The organism is Anabaena sp. CCY 9910 (genome assembly GCF_963920875.1).
Lineage (GTDB): Bacteria > Cyanobacteriota > Cyanobacteriia > Cyanobacteriales > Nostocaceae > Trichormus > Trichormus variabilis.
The window spans coordinates 326177-350679 of the sequence record NZ_CAWUDJ010000001.1 but is presented as its reverse complement, the minus strand read 5'-3'; the positions used below and the strand labels follow the sequence as shown (position 1 = coordinate 350679).

At 39.1% G+C, this 24503-nt stretch carries 18 protein-coding genes and 1 tRNA gene; 14 read left to right on the top strand and 5 right to left on the bottom strand.

The annotated features are described in order from the left end of the window. The first annotated feature begins 617 nt into the window (after positions 1–617). Positions 618–1634, top strand: a complete 1017-nt coding sequence (locus ACM5QX_RS01495; protein ID WP_190566216.1) for a ribose-phosphate pyrophosphokinase — start codon at positions 618–620, stop codon at positions 1632–1634. Between the two features lie 78 nt (positions 1635–1712). Here the strand turns inward: ACM5QX_RS01495 and ACM5QX_RS01490 are convergent, their stop codons facing one another. Continuing rightward, positions 1713–2294: an HD domain-containing protein gene (locus ACM5QX_RS01490; RefSeq protein WP_414752073.1), complete on the bottom strand. Its 582-nt coding sequence runs from the start codon at positions 2292–2294 to the stop codon at positions 1713–1715. A 466-nt stretch (positions 2295–2760) separates the two neighbouring features. Here ACM5QX_RS01490 and ACM5QX_RS01485 point away from each other — a divergent pair, with 466 nt between their 5' ends. After that, positions 2761–3651 carry a hypothetical protein gene (locus tag ACM5QX_RS01485; protein WP_414752072.1) on the top strand — a complete coding sequence of 297 codons (891 nt, stop codon included), beginning with the start codon at positions 2761–2763 and terminating at the stop codon, positions 3649–3651. A gap of 142 nt (positions 3652–3793) precedes the next feature. Here ACM5QX_RS01485 and nadA read toward each other — a convergent pair whose 3' ends face one another. Continuing rightward, positions 3794–4768 carry a quinolinate synthase NadA gene (nadA, locus tag ACM5QX_RS01480; protein ID WP_414752071.1) on the bottom strand — a complete coding sequence of 325 codons (975 nt, stop codon included), beginning with the start codon at positions 4766–4768 and terminating at the stop codon, positions 3794–3796. A 117-nt stretch (positions 4769–4885) separates the two neighbouring features. Here nadA and ACM5QX_RS01475 point away from each other — a divergent pair, with 117 nt between their 5' ends. The 5 genes from ACM5QX_RS01475 (at position 4886) to ACM5QX_RS01455 (ending at position 8558) form a co-directional block, all read left to right on the top strand. Next, a complete protein-coding gene (locus ACM5QX_RS01475) occupies positions 4886–5845 on the top strand; it encodes a TIGR04168 family protein (protein WP_414752070.1) in 960 nt (319 codons plus the stop codon). Between the two features lie 79 nt (positions 5846–5924). After that, a tRNA-Ser gene (locus ACM5QX_RS01470) sits at positions 5925–6009 on the top strand. 241 nt (positions 6010–6250) lie between these two features. Beyond that, positions 6251–7684 (top strand): AAA family ATPase, encoded by a 1434-nt coding sequence (locus tag ACM5QX_RS01465; protein WP_414752069.1) that lies wholly within the window; start codon positions 6251–6253, stop codon positions 7682–7684. Between the two features lie 29 nt (positions 7685–7713). Next, on the top strand, positions 7714–8238 hold the full coding sequence (locus ACM5QX_RS01460; RefSeq protein ID WP_414752068.1) for a hypothetical protein: 525 nt from the start codon (positions 7714–7716) through the stop codon (positions 8236–8238). A 59-nt stretch (positions 8239–8297) separates the two neighbouring features. Further along, on the top strand, positions 8298–8558 hold the full coding sequence (locus tag ACM5QX_RS01455) for a FitA-like ribbon-helix-helix domain-containing protein (RefSeq protein WP_414752067.1): 261 nt from the start codon (positions 8298–8300) through the stop codon (positions 8556–8558). 13 nt (positions 8559–8571) lie between these two features. Here ACM5QX_RS01455 and mnmE read toward each other — a convergent pair whose 3' ends face one another. Beyond that, positions 8572–9963, bottom strand: coding sequence for a tRNA uridine-5-carboxymethylaminomethyl(34) synthesis GTPase MnmE (gene mnmE, locus ACM5QX_RS01450; RefSeq protein ID WP_414752066.1), 1392 nt, complete (start codon positions 9961–9963; stop codon positions 8572–8574). Between the two features lie 202 nt (positions 9964–10165). Here mnmE and ACM5QX_RS01445 point away from each other — a divergent pair, with 202 nt between their 5' ends. Continuing rightward, positions 10166–10363 (top strand): hypothetical protein, encoded by a 198-nt coding sequence (locus ACM5QX_RS01445; protein ID WP_011318781.1) that lies wholly within the window; start codon positions 10166–10168, stop codon positions 10361–10363. 195 nt (positions 10364–10558) lie between these two features. On the opposite strand, the gene rsmI is transcribed toward ACM5QX_RS01445, so the two are convergent. Further along, positions 10559–11416 (bottom strand): 16S rRNA (cytidine(1402)-2'-O)-methyltransferase, encoded by an 858-nt coding sequence (rsmI, locus tag ACM5QX_RS01440; protein ID WP_011318780.1) that lies wholly within the window; start codon positions 11414–11416, stop codon positions 10559–10561. Positions 11417–11543: 127 nt separating this feature from the next. On the opposite strand from rsmI, the gene ACM5QX_RS01435 reads away from it, so the two are divergent. The 6 genes from ACM5QX_RS01435 to ACM5QX_RS01410 all read left to right on the top strand — a co-directional run bounded on the left by ACM5QX_RS01435 (position 11544) and on the right by ACM5QX_RS01410 (position 18499). Further along, positions 11544–12404 carry a sugar kinase gene (locus tag ACM5QX_RS01435; protein ID WP_414752065.1) on the top strand — a complete coding sequence of 287 codons (861 nt, stop codon included), beginning with the start codon at positions 11544–11546 and terminating at the stop codon, positions 12402–12404. Then, positions 12401–13273 carry a 3'(2'),5'-bisphosphate nucleotidase CysQ family protein gene (locus tag ACM5QX_RS01430; RefSeq protein WP_414752064.1) on the top strand — a complete coding sequence of 291 codons (873 nt, stop codon included), beginning with the start codon at positions 12401–12403 and terminating at the stop codon, positions 13271–13273. The genes ACM5QX_RS01435 and ACM5QX_RS01430 overlap by 4 nt, the downstream gene beginning before the upstream one ends. Positions 13274–13495: 222 nt before the next feature. After that, the gene (locus tag ACM5QX_RS01425) at positions 13496–13825 is read left to right on the top strand and encodes an RNA recognition motif domain-containing protein (protein WP_011318777.1); all 330 of its coding nucleotides are present in this window, start codon (positions 13496–13498) and stop codon (positions 13823–13825) included. 347 nt (positions 13826–14172) lie between these two features. Then, positions 14173–14943: a hypothetical protein gene (locus ACM5QX_RS01420; RefSeq protein WP_414752063.1), complete on the top strand. Its 771-nt coding sequence runs from the start codon at positions 14173–14175 to the stop codon at positions 14941–14943. Between the two features lie 1159 nt (positions 14944–16102). Next, complete coding sequence (locus ACM5QX_RS01415; RefSeq protein WP_011318775.1) at positions 16103–17071, top strand: terpene synthase family protein; 969 nt, start codon at positions 16103–16105, stop codon at positions 17069–17071. A gap of 21 nt (positions 17072–17092) precedes the next feature. Further along, positions 17093–18499 (top strand): cytochrome P450, encoded by a 1407-nt coding sequence (locus tag ACM5QX_RS01410; RefSeq protein WP_414752062.1) that lies wholly within the window; start codon positions 17093–17095, stop codon positions 18497–18499. Positions 18500–18515: 16 nt separating this feature from the next. Here ACM5QX_RS01410 and ACM5QX_RS01405 read toward each other — a convergent pair whose 3' ends face one another. Continuing rightward, positions 18516–24221: an AAA family ATPase gene (locus ACM5QX_RS01405; protein WP_414752061.1), complete on the bottom strand. Its 5706-nt coding sequence runs from the start codon at positions 24219–24221 to the stop codon at positions 18516–18518. Positions 24222–24503 lie beyond the last annotated feature (282 nt).

The following is a 24503-nucleotide window of genomic DNA, read 5'->3' as shown; positions in this document are numbered from 1 at the left end:
CTCTGTAACCTTCAGAGTAAATCACTGCTTGCTGGGGAACTTTCCCTGAATGAGTAGTTGTCCTCAAAAATAAACTATATTTCAGGAGAATATGAAATTTCAGCCGGTAAGCTAATAACTCATCAACTATAATCTGAATGGATAATAGTTAAGATGATTTTATAAACTGAAAAAATTTGTTGATGACCAGTCAAAAATTTAGTTTGTCAGTTTATATTATAATTTTGAGACTAATATCGTAGAATATTAAATGAACCCTTAGAATTCGTTAAGGTTTTTGTCTGTTAATGATTCTATTTCTTAATTGCTATTAGGACAAAACCAACTAACTAATTTAATGGTTAATCCTCCGTTAGCAATATATAGAAGAAGTCTCCCAGTCTAAATAGACTCGGAAAATCTGGTTTTGCTGATAATGAACGAGAATTAAACTAGTTTCTGCTAGTCCGTGGGTTAATCGGCATGATGCTTTGTTTATCAAAAGGAACGAAAAGTGAGCAGATGATGATTATATTGAGAAATATTTAAAGTATTTATGAAAGCTTCAAAAAAACACACAGATGTTTTTTTTGCTCTCTTTCAGTTAAATCCACCAAATATCTAATGCTAAGATTGCCATGAATGCACATCGAGGATCTGCTGTGCTCAGTTCTGCAACTTTTAAAATGCAGCCAACTGCAACAGGACTGACTGAAAATCATCGCCTGCGGCTGTTTTCTGGCTCTTCTAACGTACAACTTTCTCAAGAAGTCGCTCGTTACCTGGGTATGGACTTAGGCCCCATGATTCGCAAGAGATTTGCGGATGGTGAACTGTATGTTCAAATTCAGGAATCGATTCGGGGTTGTGATGTCTACCTCATCCAACCGTGTTGTCAACCAGTTAACGATCACTTAATGGAATTACTAATTATGGTTGATGCTTGTCGGCGTGCTTCTGCGCGACAGGTGACAGCAGTAATTCCTTACTATGGTTACGCTCGTGCTGACCGTAAAACCGCAGGGAGAGAATCAATCACTGCCAAGTTGGTTGCTAACCTGATTACTCAAGCTGGCGCTAATCGCGTTTTGGCAATGGATTTACACGCTGCTCAAATTCAGGGATACTTCGATATTCCGTTTGATCATGTGTACGGTTCACCAGTCTTACTGGATTATCTAACAAGCAAACAACTGCATGATATTGTAGTCGTTTCTCCTGACGTTGGTGGTGTAGCCAGAGCAAGAGCATTTGCGAAAAAGCTCAATGATGCCCCACTGGCGATTATTGACAAACGCCGTCAGGCTCATAACGTCGCCGAAGTTTTAAATGTGATTGGTGATGTCAAAGGCAAAACAGCAGTTTTGGTTGATGACATGATCGATACTGGTGGGACAATTGCCGCCGGCGCTAAATTATTACGTGAAGAAGGGGCGCGTCAGGTATACGCTTGTGCAACCCATGCAGTCTTCTCTCCTCCTGCTGTTGAACGATTGTCCAGTGGCTTGTTTGAGGAAGTAATTGTCACCAATACAATACCCATACCAGAAAGCGATCGCTTTCCCCAACTAGTAGTGTTATCAGTCGCTAACTTGTTAGGGGAAACCATCTGGCGGATTCATGAAGATACATCTATTAGTAGTATGTTCCGCTAGCCCAAACAAGACTGTTTTTCCTGTTACAGTCGAAGCATAAAAAAGATGTGAAGTATGAGGCAAAGAATTTTTCAGCCTTCATGCTTCAGATTTTTTCTGAGATGCTAAATCCTCAATTTGGGTAACTACCCGTGCCAGTTCTGCAAAAATTGCCCTAGTTTCAGTCTTTTGATAAGCATCCACAAGCGATCGGTAATACCAAAGAGTACCAGTTTTACCACCTTGGAAGCGTTCCCAAAGGGATTCGCCCACAAGGCGATAATCTTGGAGAATTGACCGAGCATTGTGGAGTTTATCAGCAGCTGATACCAGTAGCACTGATGGAGAAGCGGTAGAAATATGAGCAATATAAGCCTCCTTGCGTTGTTTCCAAGGGGGCTTTGGCATTGTATCAGCGTCTGTACAACCATCAACAATTGCCGTGACAGTTTCACCAAAGCGGCGACGAATTTCTTCTCGTGTCTCTGCACCACCTTGGTCTTCCACCGCATCATGTAAAAGTGCTGCTATGGCTTCATCTTCATTGGCTCCATATTCCAAGGCAATACTGGCAGCTCCTAACAAATGAGCCACGTAAGGGATACCCGAACCTTTACGGACTTGGTGAGTGTGGAGTTGAGTAGCGTAGGTCAAGGCTTGGGTAAAGCGTTCTGAAAGCATAAAAAGGAGAGGGTGGTGTTGAGAACTAGAAAAATATTGGCAGAGAAGTTAAAAGCGTTAAGTGTTGACCCTGATGTTATTTAGTTTTGGTTAAGTATGATTGTAGTGCGGTAAATATCTTTGATTTTGTCAGTGGTCAGTGGACAGTGGTCAGTAGTCAGAGGTAAAACAATTAACAACTGACACGTACAGCGCAATAAAAAACAACTGAAATTAACAACAGACGCGATTAATCGTACAGACGCGATTAATCGCGTCTCTAACAACTGACAACTGACACAGGCAAAACGGTAAAGATAGAGCTTGGTAGATATCAGTATAGGGAGGCTAGATTTTTAAGATTTTATGTGACAACCGGATCTTTTTACTCCTAAAATCGAAGACAAGGTAAAGTTCAGTAGAACAACAGCCTAAATTTATGATTCTTTTAAAAAATTCAGGGTTAAAAGCTATTATTAAATCTCCAATGGTAGATCGGATAAACGATATCGCCTGGCAAGCTCACCAAGGAAGCGTTGCGGCGATTATTCAACTATTAAACGAAAAGCTCACCAAATCCGGTGTGAGAATTAGGGCTGTTTTTGCTGATGGTGTCCTGCAACTATTATGCGAAGCAGCCAAGGTAGAACAACTTGAGCAATCTAGTCTGGTAGAGCAAATCCAGCACATTCTGGAATCAATTGCACCGCGCCATATTCGCCGCATCAAAATTAACAGTCGGATTGTTCGGGAACAACAACTGCTATGGTTGACAGAAATTGACCGCGATCGCGACAATCAATTACTCTGGTCACAAGAAATCACCCTTGCTCAACCCAATGTCCTCAAGCAACTGATCAGTGATTTCCAAGAAGCCCAAGCCGAACAAGGACAGGTAAATTTACGCGATCTCTCGCCACTGCATAAAAAAGGTAAACAAACAAAAGTCTCCAAAGTTAAGTTGCGGTCAGCATTTGGTTTGTGCTTGTTGCTATCGGTCGGGTGGATTTTTTATAGTCAGTTTGGTGAACAACTCCAAAATTCAGCACAACTAGACAATCACAATTCTTTAGCTACAGCCAACACTAACGGGAAAAAATCAGCAGTACTGAACAAGGCTTTTAATAGCGGCGCTACTAACGAATCTGAAGACTCCTTTGCTTCGGCTGTACGCCTGGCTAATCAAGCCTCCGCATCTGGTAAAACAGCTACTAGTGCAACTCAATGGTTGGAGTTAGCGGCTATGTGGCAACGAGCATCTGATTTAATGAGTGCAGTACCAGCCAATCACAGCCGTTACCAGGAAGCCAAGATACGTACTCAGCTATATAAGAAATATAGTGAGGCGGCACAAAAAGAGGCGGATAAATCTCCATGATGACTAAGCAATTCACAAGTGTATGAACTGTGTCACCCAGAGAGAATATTTAGATTTGAGGATTTGGAAAACAGAGATGATATGGAAAATGGGGAAACTTGATTTCCCCATTTTATTTGTAAAAAATATAAGAATTAATTGACTAATTACTCATCTCTAACATTCGTTGCATTGGTCGCAAAGCGGCGATGCGGATATCTTCTGACATGGTGATTTCCGGAGTCCGATTTTTCATCGCCCAGTAAAGTTTTTCTAGGGTGTTTAACCGCATAAATGGACATTCATTGCAAGCACAATTATTTATGGGCGGGGCAGGAATAAAATGCTTGTTAGGTGCTAGTTTCTGCATTTGGTGGATAATTCCTGGCTCAGTTGCCACGATAAATTCTTGGCTGGGGCTGGTTTGGCAGTATTGGAGTAAAGCTGCTGTAGAGCCGATAAAACTGGCGTGGCGCAAGACACTGCTTTCGCATTCTGGGTGAGCGATCGCCTCTGCTTGGGGATGAGCAACTTTTAATTGTACAATCTTCTTCTCAGAGAAGGTTTCATGGACTAAACAGCTACCCTGCCACAGTACCAAATCCCGTCCCGTCTGTTCCATCACATAACGCCCCAAATTTCTGTCAGGAGCGAAAATAATCGGTTGTTCTTGAGGAATTTGCTGCACAATCTTCACGGCATTGGAACTCGTGCAGATAATATCGCTCATAGCTTTAATTTCAGCAGAGCAGTTAATATAGGAAACTACTAAATGATCGGGATGTGCTGCTTTAAAAGCGGCAAATTCTTTCGGTGGACAACTATCTGCTAAAGAACAACCGGCATTTAAATCTGGTAACAGTACCAATTTGTCGGGATTGAGAATTTTGGCTGTCTCTGCCATAAAATGAACGCCGGCAAAGACAATCACATCTGCATTGGTCTTGGCCGCGGCTCTAGCTAGTTGTAATGAATCGCCTATAAAGTCTGCAATATCTTGAATATCCGGCTCTTGATAATAATGCGCCAAAATAACCGCATTGAGTTCTTTTTTCAGACTCTCAATCGCAGCAAATAAATCTAGTGGTAGTCCACCTGGTTGAGTCTGTTCCCGTTGAGCAAAGGCAGTGGTAAACACAGTTAGGGTTACTTTTTATTACAAATTTTGTCTGGTTATTTAATTATAGTAGTTTTTACCAAAAATAGATGGCGGGTTAATACCCCTAAATAGTGTCCAAATCCGGCTGAGTTTCCTATGCTGGAAATATACGGCAAGGAAAGTGGCATGACCAGTCAAAAATATCAATCCAAAACTCTGAAAATTGCTGTAGTTGGAGATATCCATGATCAGTGGGAAGTAGAAGATGGCATGGCACTCAAGCATCTGGGTGTTGATTTAGTGCTGTTTGTGGGGGACTTTGGTAATGAGTCGGTGGAAGTGGTAAGAGCGATCGCTTCATTGAATATTCCCAAAGCAGCAGTTATGGGTAACCATGATGCGTGGTACACTGCCACGGAATGGGGACGCAAGAAATGCCCTTATGATCGCACTAAGGAAGACTGGGTACAGGAACAATTAGATTTACTGGGTTCAGCCCATGTTGGTTATAGTAAACTGGATTTCCCAGAATGGAATTTAACCGTAGTGGGTGGTCGTCCTTTTAGCTGGGGTGGTCATGAATGGCGATTTGCTAACATCTGTAAAGAGCGTTACGGTGTGACCAATCTGGAAGAATCAGCACAGAGAATCTTTGCGTCGGTAAAAAGTGCAGCCTGTGAGACGATTATTTTCCTTGGTCATAACGGGCCGAGTGGATTAGGCGATCGGCCAGAAGACCCATGTGGTAAAGATTGGCATCCCATAGGCGGAGACTTTGGTGATCCAGATTTAGCCGAGGCGATTTCTCTAACGATGACGGCTGGTAAACAGATTGCCTTGGTGACTTTTGGTCATATGCACCATAGTTTACGCCACACCAAAAAAGAACTACGCAAACCCATATTTAAAAGTCCAGAGGGCATAGTTTACCTTAACGCCGCTAGTGTGCCAAGGATTGTGGAAGGTGAAAGCGGCAAACTGCGGAATTTTTCCCTGGTTTCCCTAGAGGCGGGTGAGGTGACACAAGCTTCCTTAATTTGGGTGGGCGAAGATTTTCAGGTGGCGAAAGAGGAAATTTTTTATGAGCGATCAAATTCAGTAGTACCATCTGTGTAGATGATAAGATATAGTATTATCTGTCAGCTTTATTGCTCACCCACAAATGTAGGCAAAGCAGTAGCTCGACAGTTTATTTGGAGAGGTGGCAGAGTGGTCGATTGCGTCCGACTTGAAATCGGATGAGGCTAAAACCTCCGGGAGTTCGAATCTCCCCCTCTCCGTTTGAAAAATTGTATGAAAATAATAAACATTAACTCTCAGATTTAAGTTTTAGATTACAGAGAGCTAGTCAAGTTTATATTGTATATGAAAGTCAAGAGAGAGATAACTTTGTAATGATATCTAAGATTGTTTTTTAGATATATGATTAAGTGATAGATAGAAGTTGCTAAACTTCTAGGACAAGGTAAGGATGAATTAATCCTATAGACTTATTTACGAATAACTTAAATTACACGATCTATGAAAGTAAAAATTGCTAACTTAGGTGCTGTAGAAAAGGCTGAGATAGATTTAAAACCTCTCACTGTTTTTATTGGTGGAAATGGAACAGGTAAGACTTGGACAGCTTATACATTAGCATCTATTTTTGGTAGACATGGTTTTGATAGATATTGGAAAAGCTATGTTAATAACAAAACTCAAAATAGGTATCCAATTATAGACAATGCTATTGAGAAATTTCTACAAGAAGGAAATGTTAATATTGACTTAATTAGATTTGTTGATGAATATACTGACATATATATTAATGATGTTGCCCAATTATCTCCTATTTGGATGAAACAATTCTTGAGTACCGAAAGTATTGATTTTAAGAAAATGCAGATAAGTTTTGATTTATCTACAACAAAACACCAAATAATTGAAAATATCAGAAAAAGTAATATAGAAAGAAAGTTTTCTTTTGGTTCTCAAGGTGAAGAGTATCTAAGTATTATAAAAGAATTAGACGAAATTTATATATATTTTAACTTGGTGTCCAAAAAAGATATATTAAAAACAGTTTCTAAAAAGTTATTGAGAGAGATTTTAGTCCAAGAAGTTTTCCAAATCATTCATAGAGCTTTTTATTCCTATGTTTACATCTTTCCTACAGAAAGAACGACTTTCATAACTTTTCCTTTTTTTATTAAAAAGGAAGTAATTAAACGAGAAAATTCAAATATAGCAATTTCAGAAATCTCTGAGCCTGATATTGAACAAATAATATCTGAACAGGAGAATAGACAAAGAAGTAAAAAGCCAAGTGAACCGATCCAAAATTTAATAAGTATATTAGCTAACGCATATATAAAAACATCTGATGAGAGAGAAGAGGAAATTTGCAACAGTCCAGAAATTGCAATTTATATTGAATTAGCAAAGCTATTAGAAGAACATATTTTACAAGGTAGAATTGATTTTAATCAGCCTGGATTAGAAAAGGAAATAATTTTTCAACCATCAGACAATATAAAATTAGAAATCTCAGTCACTTCTTCTATGATTAAAGAACTAGCTCCCTTAGTTCTTTGTCTGCGTTATCTTGCTGAACCAGATGAGTTGCTGATTATAGATGAACCAGAAATGAATTTGCACCCAGTAGCTCAAGTAGAAATAATCGAATTTTTAGCCATGTTAGTTCAATCTGGTTTAAAAGTATTAATTACCACTCATAGTCCTTATATTGTGGAGCATTTAAGTAACTTAATGAAAGCAGCTAAATATGAAGACAAAGAGAACATAAAAAAACGATTTTATTTAGAGCGAACAGAGGCTTTTATTCCTCAGGAGAATGTTTCGGTATATTTGTTTGAAAATGGTACAGCAAAGAATATTTTAAATGAAAAAGGACGTATAGATTGGGGTACATTTGGAGATGTATCTGATGATATATCTCATATTTTTCCATAATCACTATTAGGTTATGGAGTGATTTAATAATGCCTTTCAATACATTATTACTGTCAGGTTGTTTACTACCAGGTAAAACTAGTCATAGAGAAGATGGGATAGAGATAAGAATAGAACCAGTTAGTGGAGAGACAGTCCTCTTTTTCTCAATAGATCCGGAAAAAAATCCTAGTTGCAAATTACGTCAGCTATTAGGTTTAGATCAAGTAGGTATGAAAAGTTGTGATTTAATTGTATTTTATGCAACAGAAAATAAAAACATTATTTGTTTTGTAGAGTTGAAGGGGCGTAAAATCGAAAATGCTAAAGAACAAGTTATAAATACATATACTTATTTTAAGAAGGTATTCAAACAATCAGAGCCATCATTAGATTTTGTTCCAAAGGCATATATTATATCTAATAGTTCTTTACCTAAAGAAATGGATAAATATAAGCAGGAATTAAAAACTATATTTGGTGAAGGTAACTACGATATTAATAGAGATCCAGATTTAGGTAGCTTTCTACGAGGTGTTCAGTATCGACCCAAAGGAAAGCGCAAAAGAGGTTAAGAGTCTGTTTCCTCACTTCCCCAAACTCCCATGTGCTACCATGACCGATAAATTAAGCAATGGCTACCCTTCGCACGCTGGATATACCTGATGAGTTATACGCACAACTGCAAGAGTTAGCGAAAGCGGAAAATAGCTCTGTTGAAGCTCAAGTTATAAAAATATTGCACCAAGCCTTGCAGAAGATAGCAGAGGAACAGGAAAAGCGAAAGAATGTACTCAAAATTTTAGAGGAAAATCGTCTGCGTCGTGAAAGTCTGCGGACTGATGTGGAATGGCCTGATAGTACAGCATTAATCCGAGAAGACCGCGACAGATAATTATTGACAGTATTTACTTTCCTATACAAAACCTACTAAAAATCCTATCCAGCACTGACTCCGTTACCTCTTCCCCAGTGATTTCTCCTAGTGCTTGGATTGCACCACGTAAGTCAATTGTCCAAAAATCTAGGGGTAGCTGTTGGGTGATTGTGGCTTGCACTTGTTCTAGAGAAATTTTCGCTTGGGTGAGGGCTGCGGCTTGTCTTTGATTAATGGCTAAATCCATATCAGATGCTTTCACTTTTCCGGTTTGAACTGTCTCTAAAATTGCGGTTTCTAGAGCATCAATGCCTTGTTTTTGGGCGGCGGCTGTGTGAACAATTTGACTAATATTTTGCGGATATTCTAAGGATGAAATCAATTGTTTGTCTACCAAATCAATCTTATTCATCACGAGAATTAACGGACGGTGTTTTACTTGTTCATAAATTTCTTGGTCGCCAGTAGTCCAGCCTGTGGCTGCATCGATGGTTAACAAGACTAAATCGGCGGTGTTGGCGGCTTGGCGCGATCGCTCTACCCCAATCTTTTCTACTTGGTCGCTCGTCTCCCGAATGCCTGCTGTATCTAGCACTTGTACAGGAATGCCGCCCACAACTAACTGCGATTCCACTACGTCACGGGTTGTGCCGGGTAAGTCGGTGACAATGGCGCGATCGCTCTGGCTCCAAGCATTCAATAAGCTGGATTTACCTACATTGGGGCGACCGACGATCGCCACTTTTAAGCCTGTCCGCAGCAGTTCACCTTTGTCTTTAGTTGCCAGTAATTGCGATATTTCTGCGGCAATGTTTTCAATATCTGATATTATTGTTTCATCATCCAACGGGGGTAAATCTTCCTCAAAATCAATCCGGGCTTCAATTTCTGCCAAAATATCCAAACAGTTAGCGCGTAACTGGCGGATGGGATGAGCTAATTTGCCTTGTAAACCTGCTAAAGCCGTTTGAGCAGCTTGGGGCGATCGCGCTCCTACCAAATCAGCAATGCTCTCGGCTTGGGTTAAATCAAGTCTGCCATTCAAAAAGGCTCTGAGGGTAAATTCCCCCGGTTGAGCTAGTCTAGCGCCGCTTTCCAGGCATAGTTGCAACACCTGCTGCACTGCCATAATTCCACCGTGGCAATGGAACTCTACCACATCTTCGCGGGTGTAAGAACGAGGGGCTTTCATGAGCAGTAACAGCGCTTCATCTACGATTTGTCGCGTTTGGGGATGGCGGATGTAACCGTAAAGAATCCGGTGACTTTCCCAAACTTGTTTACCCGGTGCATGAAACAGAGTTTGGGCGATCGCTATTGCCTGGGAACCAGACACCCGCACGATACCGACGCTACCTTGTTGAGGCACAATAGCAGTAGCGATCGCCGCAATAGTTCCAGTAATAGCCAAAAGTTGAGTCATTTGTCAGTTGTCATTGGTCATTTGTCATTAGTCCATAGTCAACAGCCAACAGTCAATAGTCATCATCTCTTGCACCTCTTCCCCATGCCTAGTATCCAGACCTTTTTTTAAATGGTAGATATTTAGACTAATTTGATTTTAACTACCAAGGTAAAATTTACCTGGAGGGCAGAAAAAGACCCTGAGTAGAGAGGAATGGACTGTGGAGCAGAAAATTAACTGCGCTCAAGCTTGTGTCAACGGTTGTGTTCTAGGGGATAAATGTCCGAACATTGAGTTTCGAGAGGCTACTTCTCAATTCATTGCCGAGACTTCTTTAGACCAAATGTTGCAAATGGCAGAAGAGCGTCTGCGGAAAAAAAGGATGGAACCACCTAAATGGGTTCTTCCTGAAAATTGATCAGTAATGGGTAAACATAATCTTCTCGATTACCCATTACCAATTACCCAATACAGAGACTATATCTATATAACTAGCAATTTCGGTTAAATAGTATCTGTATCTGTATTTAATTCTCGCAGCTTCGCCCTCAAGCGATCGCTGCGTTCTTTTTTTTGTTCAGCACGTTGTTTTTCCTTTCTGCCTTTTACTTAACTATTCAGGATTCATGACTATAGAAAGAGCAATTTGATAGACTTGGCGACGGTTGAGGGAAGTGTATTTTGCTAGTTGACGGCTAGCTTGCGATCGCGATATTCCTTGACTGATTAATTGTTGTAATTCAGCTTTGAGTTGTTCTTCTGTTAGTAGGGTTTGGCTGGGTGGGTTTCCCGCTACCAAAAGCGTATATTCACCTTGGGGTTCCTTTTGTTGATAATGGGCGATCGCTTCCTCAATACTCCCTCGCCAAAATTCCTCATATAATTTAGTCAACTCCCTTGCCAGGACTATTTGGCGATCGCTTCCCCAAACCTCTGCTAAATCTTGTAAAGTTTCCCGCAGACGGTGGGGCGATTCGTAGAAAATTAAAGTACGGGATTCTGTTTGTAAAGCCTCTAAATGTTCTCGTCTTTGTTGACCTTTAGCTGGCAAAAAACCCTCAAATACAAACTTATCTGTTGGTAGTCCCGCCGCACTCAAGGCTGTAATTGCCGCACTCGCACCAGGAATGGGAACTACGGGAATGGCCACCTCAACACAGGCTTTCACCAGTTCATAACCAGGATCAGAAATTCCCGGCATACCTGCATCACTGACGAGAGCGATCGCTTTACCACTATGCAAATGCTCTAATAATTCTGGGATGCGACTACTACGATTATGCTCATGGTAACTAACTTGTGGTGTTTTTACTTGCAAATGTTGGAGTAATTTCCCTGTGTGGCGCGTATCTTCCGCCGCAATCAAATCCACATTTTGCAATATCCGCACCGCCCGAAAGGTGATATCCTCCAAATTACCAATCGGTGTACCAACTATATATAGTGCGCCTGGTTTGGGTTCAGTCTGCATTTAATCAATTCAAAATTCAATAAATATTTAGTACAGACGTGATTAATCACGTCTCTGAAAATTGTACAGACGTGATTAATCACGTCTCTGAAAATTGTACAGACGCGATTAATCGCGTCTCTAACAAATGACAAATCACTCTCTATTCGTGGGTTTGGTGACACTAGATTTAATTTACTTGGCTGAGTCTGCCCCTAAAAATAATCAAAAATTAGTGGCGACTGACTACACTGTAGCAGCAGGCGGCCCTGCCACTAACGCGGCTGTGACTTTTAGTTATTTGGGTAATCACGCCAAAGTTTTGGGTGTAGTTGGTTCCCATCCGATGACGCAACTAATTCGTAGCGATTTAACCAAATATCAAGTAGCGATCGCTGACCTTGATCCTACTATTAATACACCACCGCCTGTATCTTCAATTATTGTCACCCAAGCCACGGGGGAACGGGCTGTCATTTCGATCAATGCTGTCAAAAATCAAGTTAGTAGTGACTCTATCCCACCAGATATTTTACATAATATTGATATCGTGCTGATTGATGGGCATCAAATGACTGTGGGGTATGTCATCGCGCAAATGGCTAAAGCGAGTCGTATCCCTGTAGTAATTGATGGCGGTAGTTGGAAACCTGGATTTGAGCAAATCCTACCATTCGTTGATTACGCCGTTTGTTCTGCTAACTTTTATCCCCCTAAATGTAGTTCTAGCGGAGAAGTTTTTGCTTATCTCCATAACTTAGGCATTCCCCACATTGCCATTACCCACGGCGAACAGCCAATTGAATATCTAAGTTATGGTGAACGTGGTACTGTGATTGTACCGAAGATTACAGCAGTCGATACCCTGGGGGCTGGCGATATTTTTCACGGTGCTTTTTGCCACTATATATTACAAGAAAGTTTTACTAAAGCACTAGAACAAGCAGCCAAAATTGCGGCTGATGCTTGTAGACTCTTTGGTACACGCCGTTGGATGGATGTGAAATGAAAGACTTACAAGAGATATTAGCGATCGCTCGCGCTGTGGGTTGGGGTGCAGCCGAAATATTACAATCCTATTATCACGGCACAGCCAAAGACTCAAATCTCAACATACAGTATAAGCAGAATGAGCCTGTCACCATTGCCGATATCACCGTCAGTCAATATATTTTACAAAAGCTACAGGCTGCTTTAGGACAAGAAGATTTTGCCTATGTCAGTGAAGAAACCTATAAATCAGAATTATCTGAAGATACAAAAACTAAAACTGACTGGGTGTGGATTATTGACCCCTTAGATGGAACCCGTGGTTTTATTGAAAAAACAGGTGATTACGCAGTCCATATTGCTTTAGTCAAAGAACATCGACCAGTTTTAGCGGTGGTAGCAATACCGGAAGCAGAAAAATTATATTTCGCTATCAAAGATAGTGGTACATTTGTAGAGACACGCAACAATTCCCAGACTTTACAACTATCACTCAACAGCACAACCAAGTCATTAGAGGATCTCAAGATAGTTGTCAGCCGTTCTCACCGCAATCAAAAGTTAAACTACCTACTAGAAAATTTACCCTGTCAGCAGCAAAAATCTGTGGGTAGCGTAGGTTGCAAGATAGCCACTATTTTAGAACAGCAAGCAGACCTTTACATTTCCCTGTCTGGCAAATCTGCTCCCAAAGACTGGGACATAGCCGCACCAGAGTTAATTCTGACCGAAGCTGGAGGTCAATTTACTCATTTTGACGGCTCGCCTTTACAGTACAACACCGGAGATATCAATCAATGGGGTGGTTTACTGGCTAGTAACGGCCATTATCATACAGAACTTTGCCAGAAAATAGCAAAAATATTGGTGCAGTTTGACGAGATGTAATAAAGTTTGTCCTCAAACCTACATGAAATCGATAAGTCTCAACCACAAATTACCATCAATAAATCGCTAATTTATGATGCTGTGTCAAGTTCTCCCAACATTTAAGAGCTGTGCTATAGTTGAGTCTATAAGAATTATTTTCGGTTGAGTGACTCATTTTGATTTATAAAAAGTATCTCTCCGAATTTAACTCTCTACATTTCCTGAATTCGGAGACATTGTATGTCAATTTACATCGGTAACTTATCCTACCAAGTTACAGAGGAAGACCTGAAGCTGGCCTTCGCAGAGTACGGAAAAGTTAGCCGCGTTCAATTACCAACCGACCGTGAAACTGGCCGTCCTCGTGGGTTTGCTTTTGTAGAAATGGAAACAGAAGCTCAAGAAACCGCAGCCATTGAAGCACTGGATGGTGCTGAATGGATGGGACGTGATTTAAAAGTCAACAAAGCTAAACCCCGTGAAGAAAGAAGTTCTCCTCGTGGTGGCGGCGGTAGTTGGGGCAATAATAACCGTGGTGGTGGCGGCGGTGGTAATCGCCGTAGTTACTAAATCCTATTGCTGCAACGCAAGCTTTAGATAGTCGAATCTCCAGCAGATTAAATCTGCTGGATTATTTTTTGTTTGCTTAGGTCTTCAATTATAAGACTTTAGAGTATGGCGACTTGCAATTGAGTCAAATACAGACCTAACCCCCAGCCTACAAGGTAAGGGTAGTAAGACTCACAGCTTCTCTCCTCAGCATACAAACGAGAAGCGCTATAAAAATGTCCCTGCGATCGCCTACACTCCGGCTCTTACCGTCCTGAACCCAACACATATCACATAGATTCCTGTACACTCACAAAGTATTGTAGATACAATTAATCTGCAATCTTTGCCTTGGGACAATCAGAAAAATGTTACGTGTTTATCATCTTATAATTGCTACTATTTTACTCATTATCATCCCAGTGGGAGCAAGGTTTGCTTTCCCGAACCTTTTTATAAATAAAGATACACAACCTAATACTGAAGCTACAACCACGAAAACTGCTACCCCATCAAAACCAGCCAATCTCAAAAAAGATAATACTTGGCAAAGATTGTTACGCAGCACCTCTGCACCGAACAATTGGCAAGTCTTACCTTGTCAGGGAGAAACTGCTTTACTATGCGTTGCTTCTCAAGGTAAAACATTGGGTACAGTTGAGATTGATATTTACCCAGTAAAAAACAATCCCGAATTTCAAAAGCACCTAACAGAAGTTGGTATCCCTCCAGGTTCCCAAATCAATTTACAAAACCCTCAGTCCCAAAGCCAACTCGTCAAAGCACTCCAAGCCTGGGTGGCGGACTCATACAATACCTTTGCCAAAAACCACCAAGCTAAAAACGCAGACAAAACCGCTTTCTCAACCTATCCACCACAAGAAGTAAGCTTCGGTCAACAGCCTGGAATACGTTATGGTTTTGTCAAACTCAAGCCAGAAGGTGGTGTGCAAGAGCAATATATAGGTTACGTTACCTCAGATGGTACACAACTGTACGTAATTAACACATCCTTTAACCCAAGTTCATCAAAAGCTAAATTTGACAGCCTGGAGGACTTGGCAATTTTTCAACCATACTTGTCGGCGATCGCTGAAAATTTGAATTTGTCTATCAATCAAACATCAGCGCAACCTTAGTAAGTAAATATTTTCCTTAAATAAATATAAAGAATACTAGATTACCAAAATTTTTTACATAGGATATCTAGTGGTTCAGTTAGTATAAGTACAATACAGATTTCATATTTGTCACCACCATTATGGATGATAAATACTAGGCTTAATAGAACATTTATTGTAATGTATTATTTGTCACATAGTTGATTTCACCAGTATACATCTATCAGTCGATAGAAAATATTGTAGATACTGGATTTTATCAACATCATATTTGGTTGTTCGGTCAAAGATTTCTTCTTAATCATCCCGAAATGTGATGATATCATCATAATTACTTGTATATGCCTAAAAGCTAAGTTATTAAAATAACTAATTATTGTATGTAAATATGCTGCTGATACACAGCTTATTTGACAAAATTTTTAATAACCAAATAGTTATAGAACTCTTTTGTCATGCTTAGATAAAACGATTGGTGAAAATACATCACATACTTAATCTTATAATTTGTATTAAGTATAATTTTCATCAATGTATTAATAAGATAGAAGATTTCTTAGTAATTACATAAAAATACAGTTCTTTTTTGAAGGAAAATATAAAAGAATACTTAAGTAGTTACCAGAAAGTACACATAACTGAAACTTAGTTAAAGGCAGGCTCACACTTAGTTATATAAGTGACGTGATAACTGGTGGTTTTTACATTGTTTGGTAGCGGTGTAAATGCGGATTTATGAAGTGCTGTTCATTAAAGTTTCAGTGATACGAAAGGATAAGCTTTAGTAAAAGATGAGCTTTCAATCTCTGAACTAAGGGTTTGTCAAAAGTTTATTCCATATCTTCTGCTAACGATTACAAGTTGGGGAAACTTCGCAATCTAGTAGCTTGGCTATAGGAGTCTTCGCCTCGGCGTTTCCTCTAATTAGCTAGTCTATTATGCTTACGCTGAACTCCATCTAGCACGTAGGCTGTAAAACAGAAATTTCACCTTAGCCAAAGCTCAATAGCAATACTGTACTGCGGAAAGATTTGCCAATTCCTTCAGACTGGCAAATTCTTCCGTAAGTTGTACGCAGCGCATCTGCGTAGTTCAACTAAAAGAGCTTAGTTTGATTAGCAACGATTCTAGTTATTAAGTTAGTTAAATTGGCATTTCTTGGAAACACAAAGGATTTATGGAAAAATTCACTTTCCCAAATTTATACTGCCCATTTCCCGAAAGGAAAAATCCGTATTCTGAATTTCTACAAGACTATGCACTTCAATGGGTAATTCGCTTCAAACTAATTGATAGTGAATCGTTATATCAACGTTTCTCAAAAGCTAAATTTTATTTACTCACAGCAGGCGCTTATCCTCATTGTCAACTGGAAGAATTAAAAATTGCCAATGATGTAATAAGCTGGTTATTTATTTGGGACGATCAATGTGATATTTCAGACTTAGGAAAAAAACCGGAGTTACTGAAAACTTGGTGTAACAGATTCCTAGAAATATTAAATGGAGCAGAACTTACTCCCGATGATCTACCCCTTGGATTTGCATTAAGAGATATTAGAAATCGCATCATTAACAGAGGAGGCATAACATTTTTCCATCATTTTGTACGTAACTTCGAGGATTATTTTCACGGATGTATTGAAGAAGCTCATAACCGCGTCAATGTATCAGTTCCTGATGTTGAGGCTTATATCAAAATCCGTAGTGCAAACGCCGCAGCCGCTCTGTGTCTGAACTTAATTGAATTCTGTGACAGAGTAATGATTCCTTATTCTTTAAGAAATCATGAGACTCTCAAAAAACTAACTCAAATGACGATTAATATTCTTGCCTGGTCGAATGATATTTTCTCCGCTCCCAGAGAAATAGCTAACGGTGAGGTACATAATTTAGTTTTTGTCATACATCATCATCAAAAAATTCCTCTAGAAAAAGCCATGTTAGCGGCTGCTGCAATGCACAATCACGAGGTTCAGAAACTTGTAAATTTAGAATCAAAAATTGCATCTTTTAGTGCAGAAACTGATGCAGAGATTACAAAGTATATATCTGGATTACACGCATGGATACGTGGAAATCTAGATTGGTATGCTCATTCGGGGCGTTATCAAATAACAGAGAAATTAGAATTACTTGCTTCTTGAGAAAGTCATCAATATTTTATTATGAAGTATCAAATAAAGAGACCTAATCCGCTAAGAACTCACCCTTTTCTACAAAAACTCCAATGGATTGCTGACCCTGTAGAATACATGGAAAAAGCATCTCTGCAACATCCTGATATGTTTACAGCAGAGGTAATTGGTTTTGGCGACACTGTAGTGTTTGTTAGCCACCCTCAGGGAATTCAGACAATCTTTGCCAATGACAGAAAAAAGTTAGTAGCTGTTGGCGAAGCAAACAGAATTTTGTATCCTTTAGTGGGTAACAATTCTATGTTCCTATTGGAAGGAGTAAAACACAAGCAACGACGACAACTCCTTATGCCCTCCTTTCATGGGGAAAGAATGCGCGAGTATGGCCACTTAATCAGAAATATTACTGAAAACCTTTTTAGTCAGCTACAACGGAATGTTACTTTTTCTGCTCTCACAGCAATGCGAGAAATCTCGATGCAGGTTATTTTACAAGCTGTGTTTGGTTTTTATGAGGGAGAACGTTGTCAACAATTCAAACACTTATTACCAGTTTTTCTTTCTGAATTATTTCAGTCCCCATTGGCTTCTAGTATCCTCTTTTTTCCTTTCCTCCAAAAAGATTTAGGTAATTTGACTCCCTGGGGAAGATTTGTCCGCCAAAGAGAGAAAATTGATAAACTGCTTTATGAAGAAATTGCTGAACGCAGACAGGAAATAAATTCTGATCGTATTGATATTCTTTCCTTGCTCATATCGTCTAGAGATGAGACAGGTAATTCCATGTCAGATCAAGAGTTGCGGGATGAATTGATCACCTTGATGATTTCTGGACATGAAACTACAGGGACAGCTATGGCATGGTCTTTATATTGGATTCTGCAAACTCCAGAAGTATTTCAAAGGCTGATCCAAGAGTTAGATAGCCTCGATGATTCTCCTGATCCTATGAGTATCTTTCGGTTGCCATATCTTACAGCTGTCTGTAACGAGACCTTGCGAATTAACCCTGTTGCCATGTTAACACTACCTAGAGTAGTGAAAGAACCAGTTGAGCTATTGGGAAATCGACTAGAGAGTGGTACAACAGTAGTTGGCTGCATTTATCTGACTCATCACCGAGAAGATTTATATCCCGAATCAAAGCTATTTCAACCAGAGCGGTTTCTCAAACGTGAATTTTCCCAGTATGAATTTATGCCATTTGGTGGTGGTGTACGTGGTTGTATTGGTCAGGCTATAGCTATGTTTGAAATGAAGATAGTATTAGCAACAGTCCTATCACGTTATCAATTTGCACTGGCAGATGGAAAACCAGAACGTCCTCAGCGTCAAGGTTTTACTCTTACACCTGCCAACGGAGTTAAGATGTTAATCACAGGAAAACATCAGCGTCAAAACTATTCAACGGCTGCCTCAACAACATTCACAACATAGTATAGTTACTCTACTATTAGATAGGAATCTCAATAACAAATTCAGTACCCTGCCCTAAGGCTGAATAACAGGTTAACTGACCCTTGTGTTTTTCCACGACTACTTGATAACTAATAGATAATCCTAACCCCGTACCACTGCCTACCGGCTTAGTGGTGTAAAAGGGGTCAAAGATTTTCTGCTGCACTGCTTCAGTCATCCCAAAACCATTATCAGCAATGCGAATTCGTAGGGTGGTTGAACCTAGTAGTTCCGTACAAATGCGAATAGTAGGATGATCAGTTGTCATGTTGTTCATGTCATTTGTTTTACCAACTGACAACTGATAACTGACGACTGACTCCTCCAAAGCATCGATCGCATTACTGATAATATTCATAAATACTTGGTTGAGTTGACCAGCGTAACAATTCACAAGTGGTAATTGTGCATATTCTTTGATAAGTGTAATTTCAGGGCGTTCGCTATTCTCTTTAAGTCTGTGATGCAAAATCATCAAGGTGTTATCAATGCCTTCATGAATATCTACAGGCTTCATGTCTGATTCATCTAACCGAGAGAAATTACGTAAACTCAGAACAATGTTACGAATGCGCGAACTTCCAACTCTCATAGAGTTAAGAATTTTTGGCAAATCTTCTGCTAAGAAATCTATATCAATTTGTGCATATTCCTCTGCAAGAATATCAGAATAATTAGGGCATTCTCTTTGATAGATAGTAACTAAATTGAGTAAGTCTTGTACATACTCACTAGCATGGGCAATATTGCCGTGAATAAAATTAATGGGGTTATTAATTTCATGGGCAATACCCGCTATCATTTGCCCTAAAGAGGACATTTTCTCACTTTGAATTAATTGAGTTTGTGTGCGTTGTAATTCTTGGAGAGTTTGCTGTAAGCAGTGATTTTTATCATTGAGTTCCTGTGTTCTAGCTTCTACTTTTTCTTCTAATCGATGGTTGTAATCTTCTAGGTTTTGATTAGCTTGTGCTAAATTTTTGTAAAGCATAGCATTCTCTATGGAGATTGCTGCTTGAGTCGTGAGTAGTTTCAGAACCTCTACGCGATCCCGTGTAAATGCTCCTGTTGTCAGATTATTCTCTAGATAAAGAATTCCTAATAATTTACCCTGATTGATAATAGGTATACATAATAGACTCTTAGGTTGCTCACGAAGAATGTAGCGATCGCTAGCTAAGAAATCAACAGTCTTGGCATTATCGATAACAAAGATTTCTCCATTACGTTTGACATACTTAATCAAGCTCACAGGAAGCTCGAAACTAGAATCTAAAATGTTTGCAGGAAACGATGTGAAGACAGAAGCAGAATTGGTACTGTGACTCACTGTAGTAACTACTAATTCTGAAGTATCTGATGCAGTCAAAATCAACGCTGATTTAGAAGCGCCGGCATTCTCCATGACAACCTGCATCAAGGTGGAAAGTAATTGTTCCAACTCAATTTCCCCGGAGAGGGCTTGAGAAGCTTTAATGACAGATGCTAAATCTAAAGAGTCAGAAATACTGGTTTTAGAACCAATTACTGTCTGCTGGATACTCCTATCTGGTATAGATTGATAAGTAGCAGACGTAATTCTATCACTGGCTTGCAAGGTCAATTTTTCTTGTTGGAGTATGGGCGCAAGTAATTGGGGATAATGTTTTGCTAAATCATCAACTTTTGCTTTTGCTCCCCAACGACTGTAGCCATAGTAGGCATCAGTGAGATAAGTCTGGGCTATTTTTTCTTTGCCCCATTGAAGATAGAATCTGGCAGCAAGTTCATTAGCTAAAGCTTCTTCATTAATGTATTCATTTTCTTTGGCAAGGGATATAGAGCGATCATAACAATCTATTGCTTCAAGATACTTCTCTTTTACACGATATTGCTCGGCTTCTACTAAATAAAACTTATGCAGATAATTCATGGGGGCATATTTCACCCAATGTTGTATTTTATTTTGATTAGCTTGTACCTTATCTAATACTTCCTTTTTTTCACTTTCTATTAGATTATTGTATACTGCTAATCTTGCTAGTGAATCATAAAAATAGAAAAGAGAAAAAACGTGATTTCCGACTCCACTTTCTAAATAATTTTCTGCTATGTAAGAATTTTTAATCGCTTGCTTAAATTCACCAAATACATAGCATAAAAATAGTTTATTAAAATGTAAATATACAAGACCAGTTCCATCATTGGATATCTGGTGAACATGACGCATAATTTTCTCATTATATGCCTCACCAATTAAATCACAGGGATTTTCATTGGCTTGTATTAAATTCAAAACTGTTTGCCTATAAATAGCGTGCCAATTCAATACCCTTTCTTGCTTAATTTGTGATATTGCATGACTATAACTTGCCATTTCAGATGCTAATCCTGTTAGTTCTGTTCCTATAAAATAGGAAGCATAAGAATGGGTATAGAGACAATAGCTGGCAAATTCCAAATCTCCCGTTTGTAATGCAGCAGAGTAACCTTCTAATAAAGGAGATAGTATTTCTTTGGTGTGCTCTTTCCAATGGCTGATAGTAGCGTAGAAAATTTCTGTTATTTTAGCTTTCAATTCTTCAGAATTGAATTTATCTGTTAGTCGTAATGCCAGTTTGCCAAATTGATAACCAGATTCTATATCTCCTATAATGCCACAAAGCATTAATCCATAAAGAACATAAGCATAAGCTGATAAATGAGCATTTCCATCTTTAAGAGATAGTTCAACTTGTTTTAAAACAATCAGTGGAAACAGTTGAGGAACAGCTTGATATACTAAACCAGATGCACTAGATAATATTTGGATTACGGCTAGTGATTTTTTATCTCTCATTTCTGGGAGATTAATTAAATTTTCAATTAGCTTTCCATCGAGATTTGTTGTAATCCCTGCCATTGCTAATTGAAAATCTGACTGGCTGGGATTTTCTGGAAACTCTACTCCTAATAATTTTAAAAATGTCAATGCAGTATTGACAGCTTCAATCGCTTGATTCTGCGCTCCATAAGCCTGAATTTTTATTTCATAAATTTTTACTTGTTCAAGCAGTGTTTTAGCGTGTAATAAGACTACTTGAATCAAAGATTCCATTCGCTCAAAATTACCAGCTAGGTAGGCTGCTTCTGCTGCTGTTTCATACAAAGCTAAAGTGAGTTGATATTGATTCTCCCAGCTATCCCCTGCCAGTAGTTCAATTCCCGTCGTTAAATATTTAATTGCTGCTGTATAAGCTGTTGATGCTAAAGCTTTACGTCCAGCAATTAGATTCATCTGGGCTAATTCGTCACGCTTGCTTTGATGCGTGATTAACTCCACTGCAACATTTAACTGATTTACCAGTTGAAAAACTTTGTCTTCTCTTTCAGCGACGGGGATTTTATCTAAAAGCAACAATCCAATTTTTAAGTGAATTTGTTTTCTCAGTTGCTCCGGGATTAAAGAATAAGCGGCTTGTTGTACCCTGTCATGAATAAACTTGTATGTGGGAACTTGGCGGCAATGATTTATTCGTGATTTATAAGGTTTCTTATTCCCAAAAATCGCTACTGAATTATTATCTTCTTGGAAGAATTTATAAAGCTCTGTCTGAGGTAGAATTATACCCTCATGTAATGCTGCCCATAAGTCAGATGCTGTACCTGACACTGATTTCTCGTGAGCGATCGCCAGAGTTTTCAAATCAAACTCATTACCAATACAGGCTGCTAATTTTAATATGTTTTGTGTCGTTGTGGGCAACTTTTCGATTTGCTGTCCCATGAATTCTACGACATCGTCTGTCAGAGATAATTCTTGAATTTTAGCAATATCATATTGCCAATAGGCAACATCAAAATTAAACTTAATTACGCCATCTTGATGTAAAGATTTAATAAATTGAGTAGCAAAAAAAGGATTACCTTGTGTTTTTACAAACACCATTTGGCTGAGAGGAATAGTTATTTCCTCTTGGCAACGTAGCGTATCAGAAATTAAAGCATTTAAATTAGTTTGATTTAAAGGTGATAAGGAAATACGTGTAATATTACCCCGCACTTTTTCAATCTCTTTGATTGTCAAAGATAGTGGATGTGCTTGAGAGACTTCATTATCACGGTATGCACCAATGAGAAATAAGCTATGCTCTTCGTCATTATTTCTCTGTAACTCAGAACCCGTCCAAGGTTCTCCATTAAAAACAGGAATCCAGAGATTCTCTTTGGTTTCCGCAGCAGGCGCGGCAGGATTTTTATTCAGTAAATTTGTTTGATTCATCAATAACTGGATGAATTTTAAAGAAGCCGTATCTGCCCATTGCAAATCATCCAGAAAAATAACTAGGGGATGGTGTTTACTACTAAATACTTGGATAAATCGTTGAAATAACAAATTAAATCGATTTTGAGCAGAACTACCAGAAAGTTCGCTGACCTCTGACTGCTGACCAATGACTTCTGCAAGTTCAGGAATTACATCAATAATTACTTGAGCCTGTTCACCTAACGCCGATAGAATTTTGCTTCGCCAACGTTGAATTTGAGCATCAGTTTCTAAAAGTATTTGCCCAATTAAATCTCTAAAAGCTTGCACTAAGCCCGATAAAGGAATATCTCGTTGAAACTGATCAAATTTTCCTTTAATAAAGTAACTTTGTTGTCGAACAATGGGCTTATGGACTTCGTTAACTACAGCAGTTTTACCGATGCCAGAGAATCCAGTAACTAAGATCATTTCTGTCGTTCCTTGTGTTGCCCGCTCAAAGGCAGCAAGTAAAGTTGCCACTTCATGTTGACGACCATACAGCTTTTCGGGAATGAGAAAACGATCTGAGACATCCTTCGTTGCTAACTCAAAGGATGTGATGTTACCTGTTTCCTGCCACTGTTTATGGCAAATTTCTAAGTCGTATGCGAGTCCGTAAGCACTCTGATAACGGTCTTCGGCATTTTTCGCCATCAGCTTGCTGACAATATCAGACAAAATGGTGGGAATCTTAGGGTTGATGTCGCTTGCTTTTGGTGGTTGCTTGGCAATGTGGCAGTAGACTAACTCCATCGGCTCAATAGTCATGAAGGGTAACTGTCCGGTTAGGAGTTCAAAAAAAGTGACACCCAAAGAATAGAAATCACTGCGGTAATCGATTCCCCTGTTCATCCTACCTGTTTGTTCAGGAGATAAATAAGCTAGCGTCCCTTCTAAAACATTGTGATTTGTGAGAACTTGGACTTCTCTTGGTAGGAGAGTAGCGATACTAAAGTCAGTAACTCTGATTTCCAGTGTAGTAGGGTTAATCAGGATGTTGGCAGGTTTGATATCTTTATGAATAATGCGACTACGATGTAAACTTTCTAAAGTAGATGCGATCGCTATAGCAATGTGAAAAAATCTTTTGAGAACCGCGCCATATTCGTTACTATCTTTGCTAATTAGCCCCCAGTCCTTAAGTGATAGGCCGCCAAAGTCCTCCATCACTAGAGCATAGCTGTTACGATAAGTCTCTAAGCTCAGGGGTTTCACAATCCCTGGAATGTCCAAATCTTTGGTGATGGTGTACTGGTTACGAAACTGAGCAATTTCTTGGAAAGTTGGGTACTCATTCCGCATCAACTTGATGACTACAGGTTTCTGGTCTTGTTTTCTAAAACCTCGATAAACTATGGTTTTGCTACCAAAATAAAGTTGTTCTGTAATGCGATATCCAGAAAGGGGAAATATTGGATCAGACAATACTATCATTGCAGCGCTCTTGACATTTTTATAACTCTGCTTTAGTATTCCCTTCTATGAGGTCATTATCTCAATACCAATTCATCCAATTTTAATATTTTTGGCGATAAATTCACTTCCGGATCTTTGAGGGTTTTTACTTACGTAAATTTGATTATTTATCAATATTATCTATAAATGTTTAATTAGCATATTCTTTTTCACTTGGGACTTTCAGATAAAAGAATATCCAAAATGTAGGGTGCGACAGTATGAATAAGTCATGAGTATATTTAGGTTATATTGCAATAC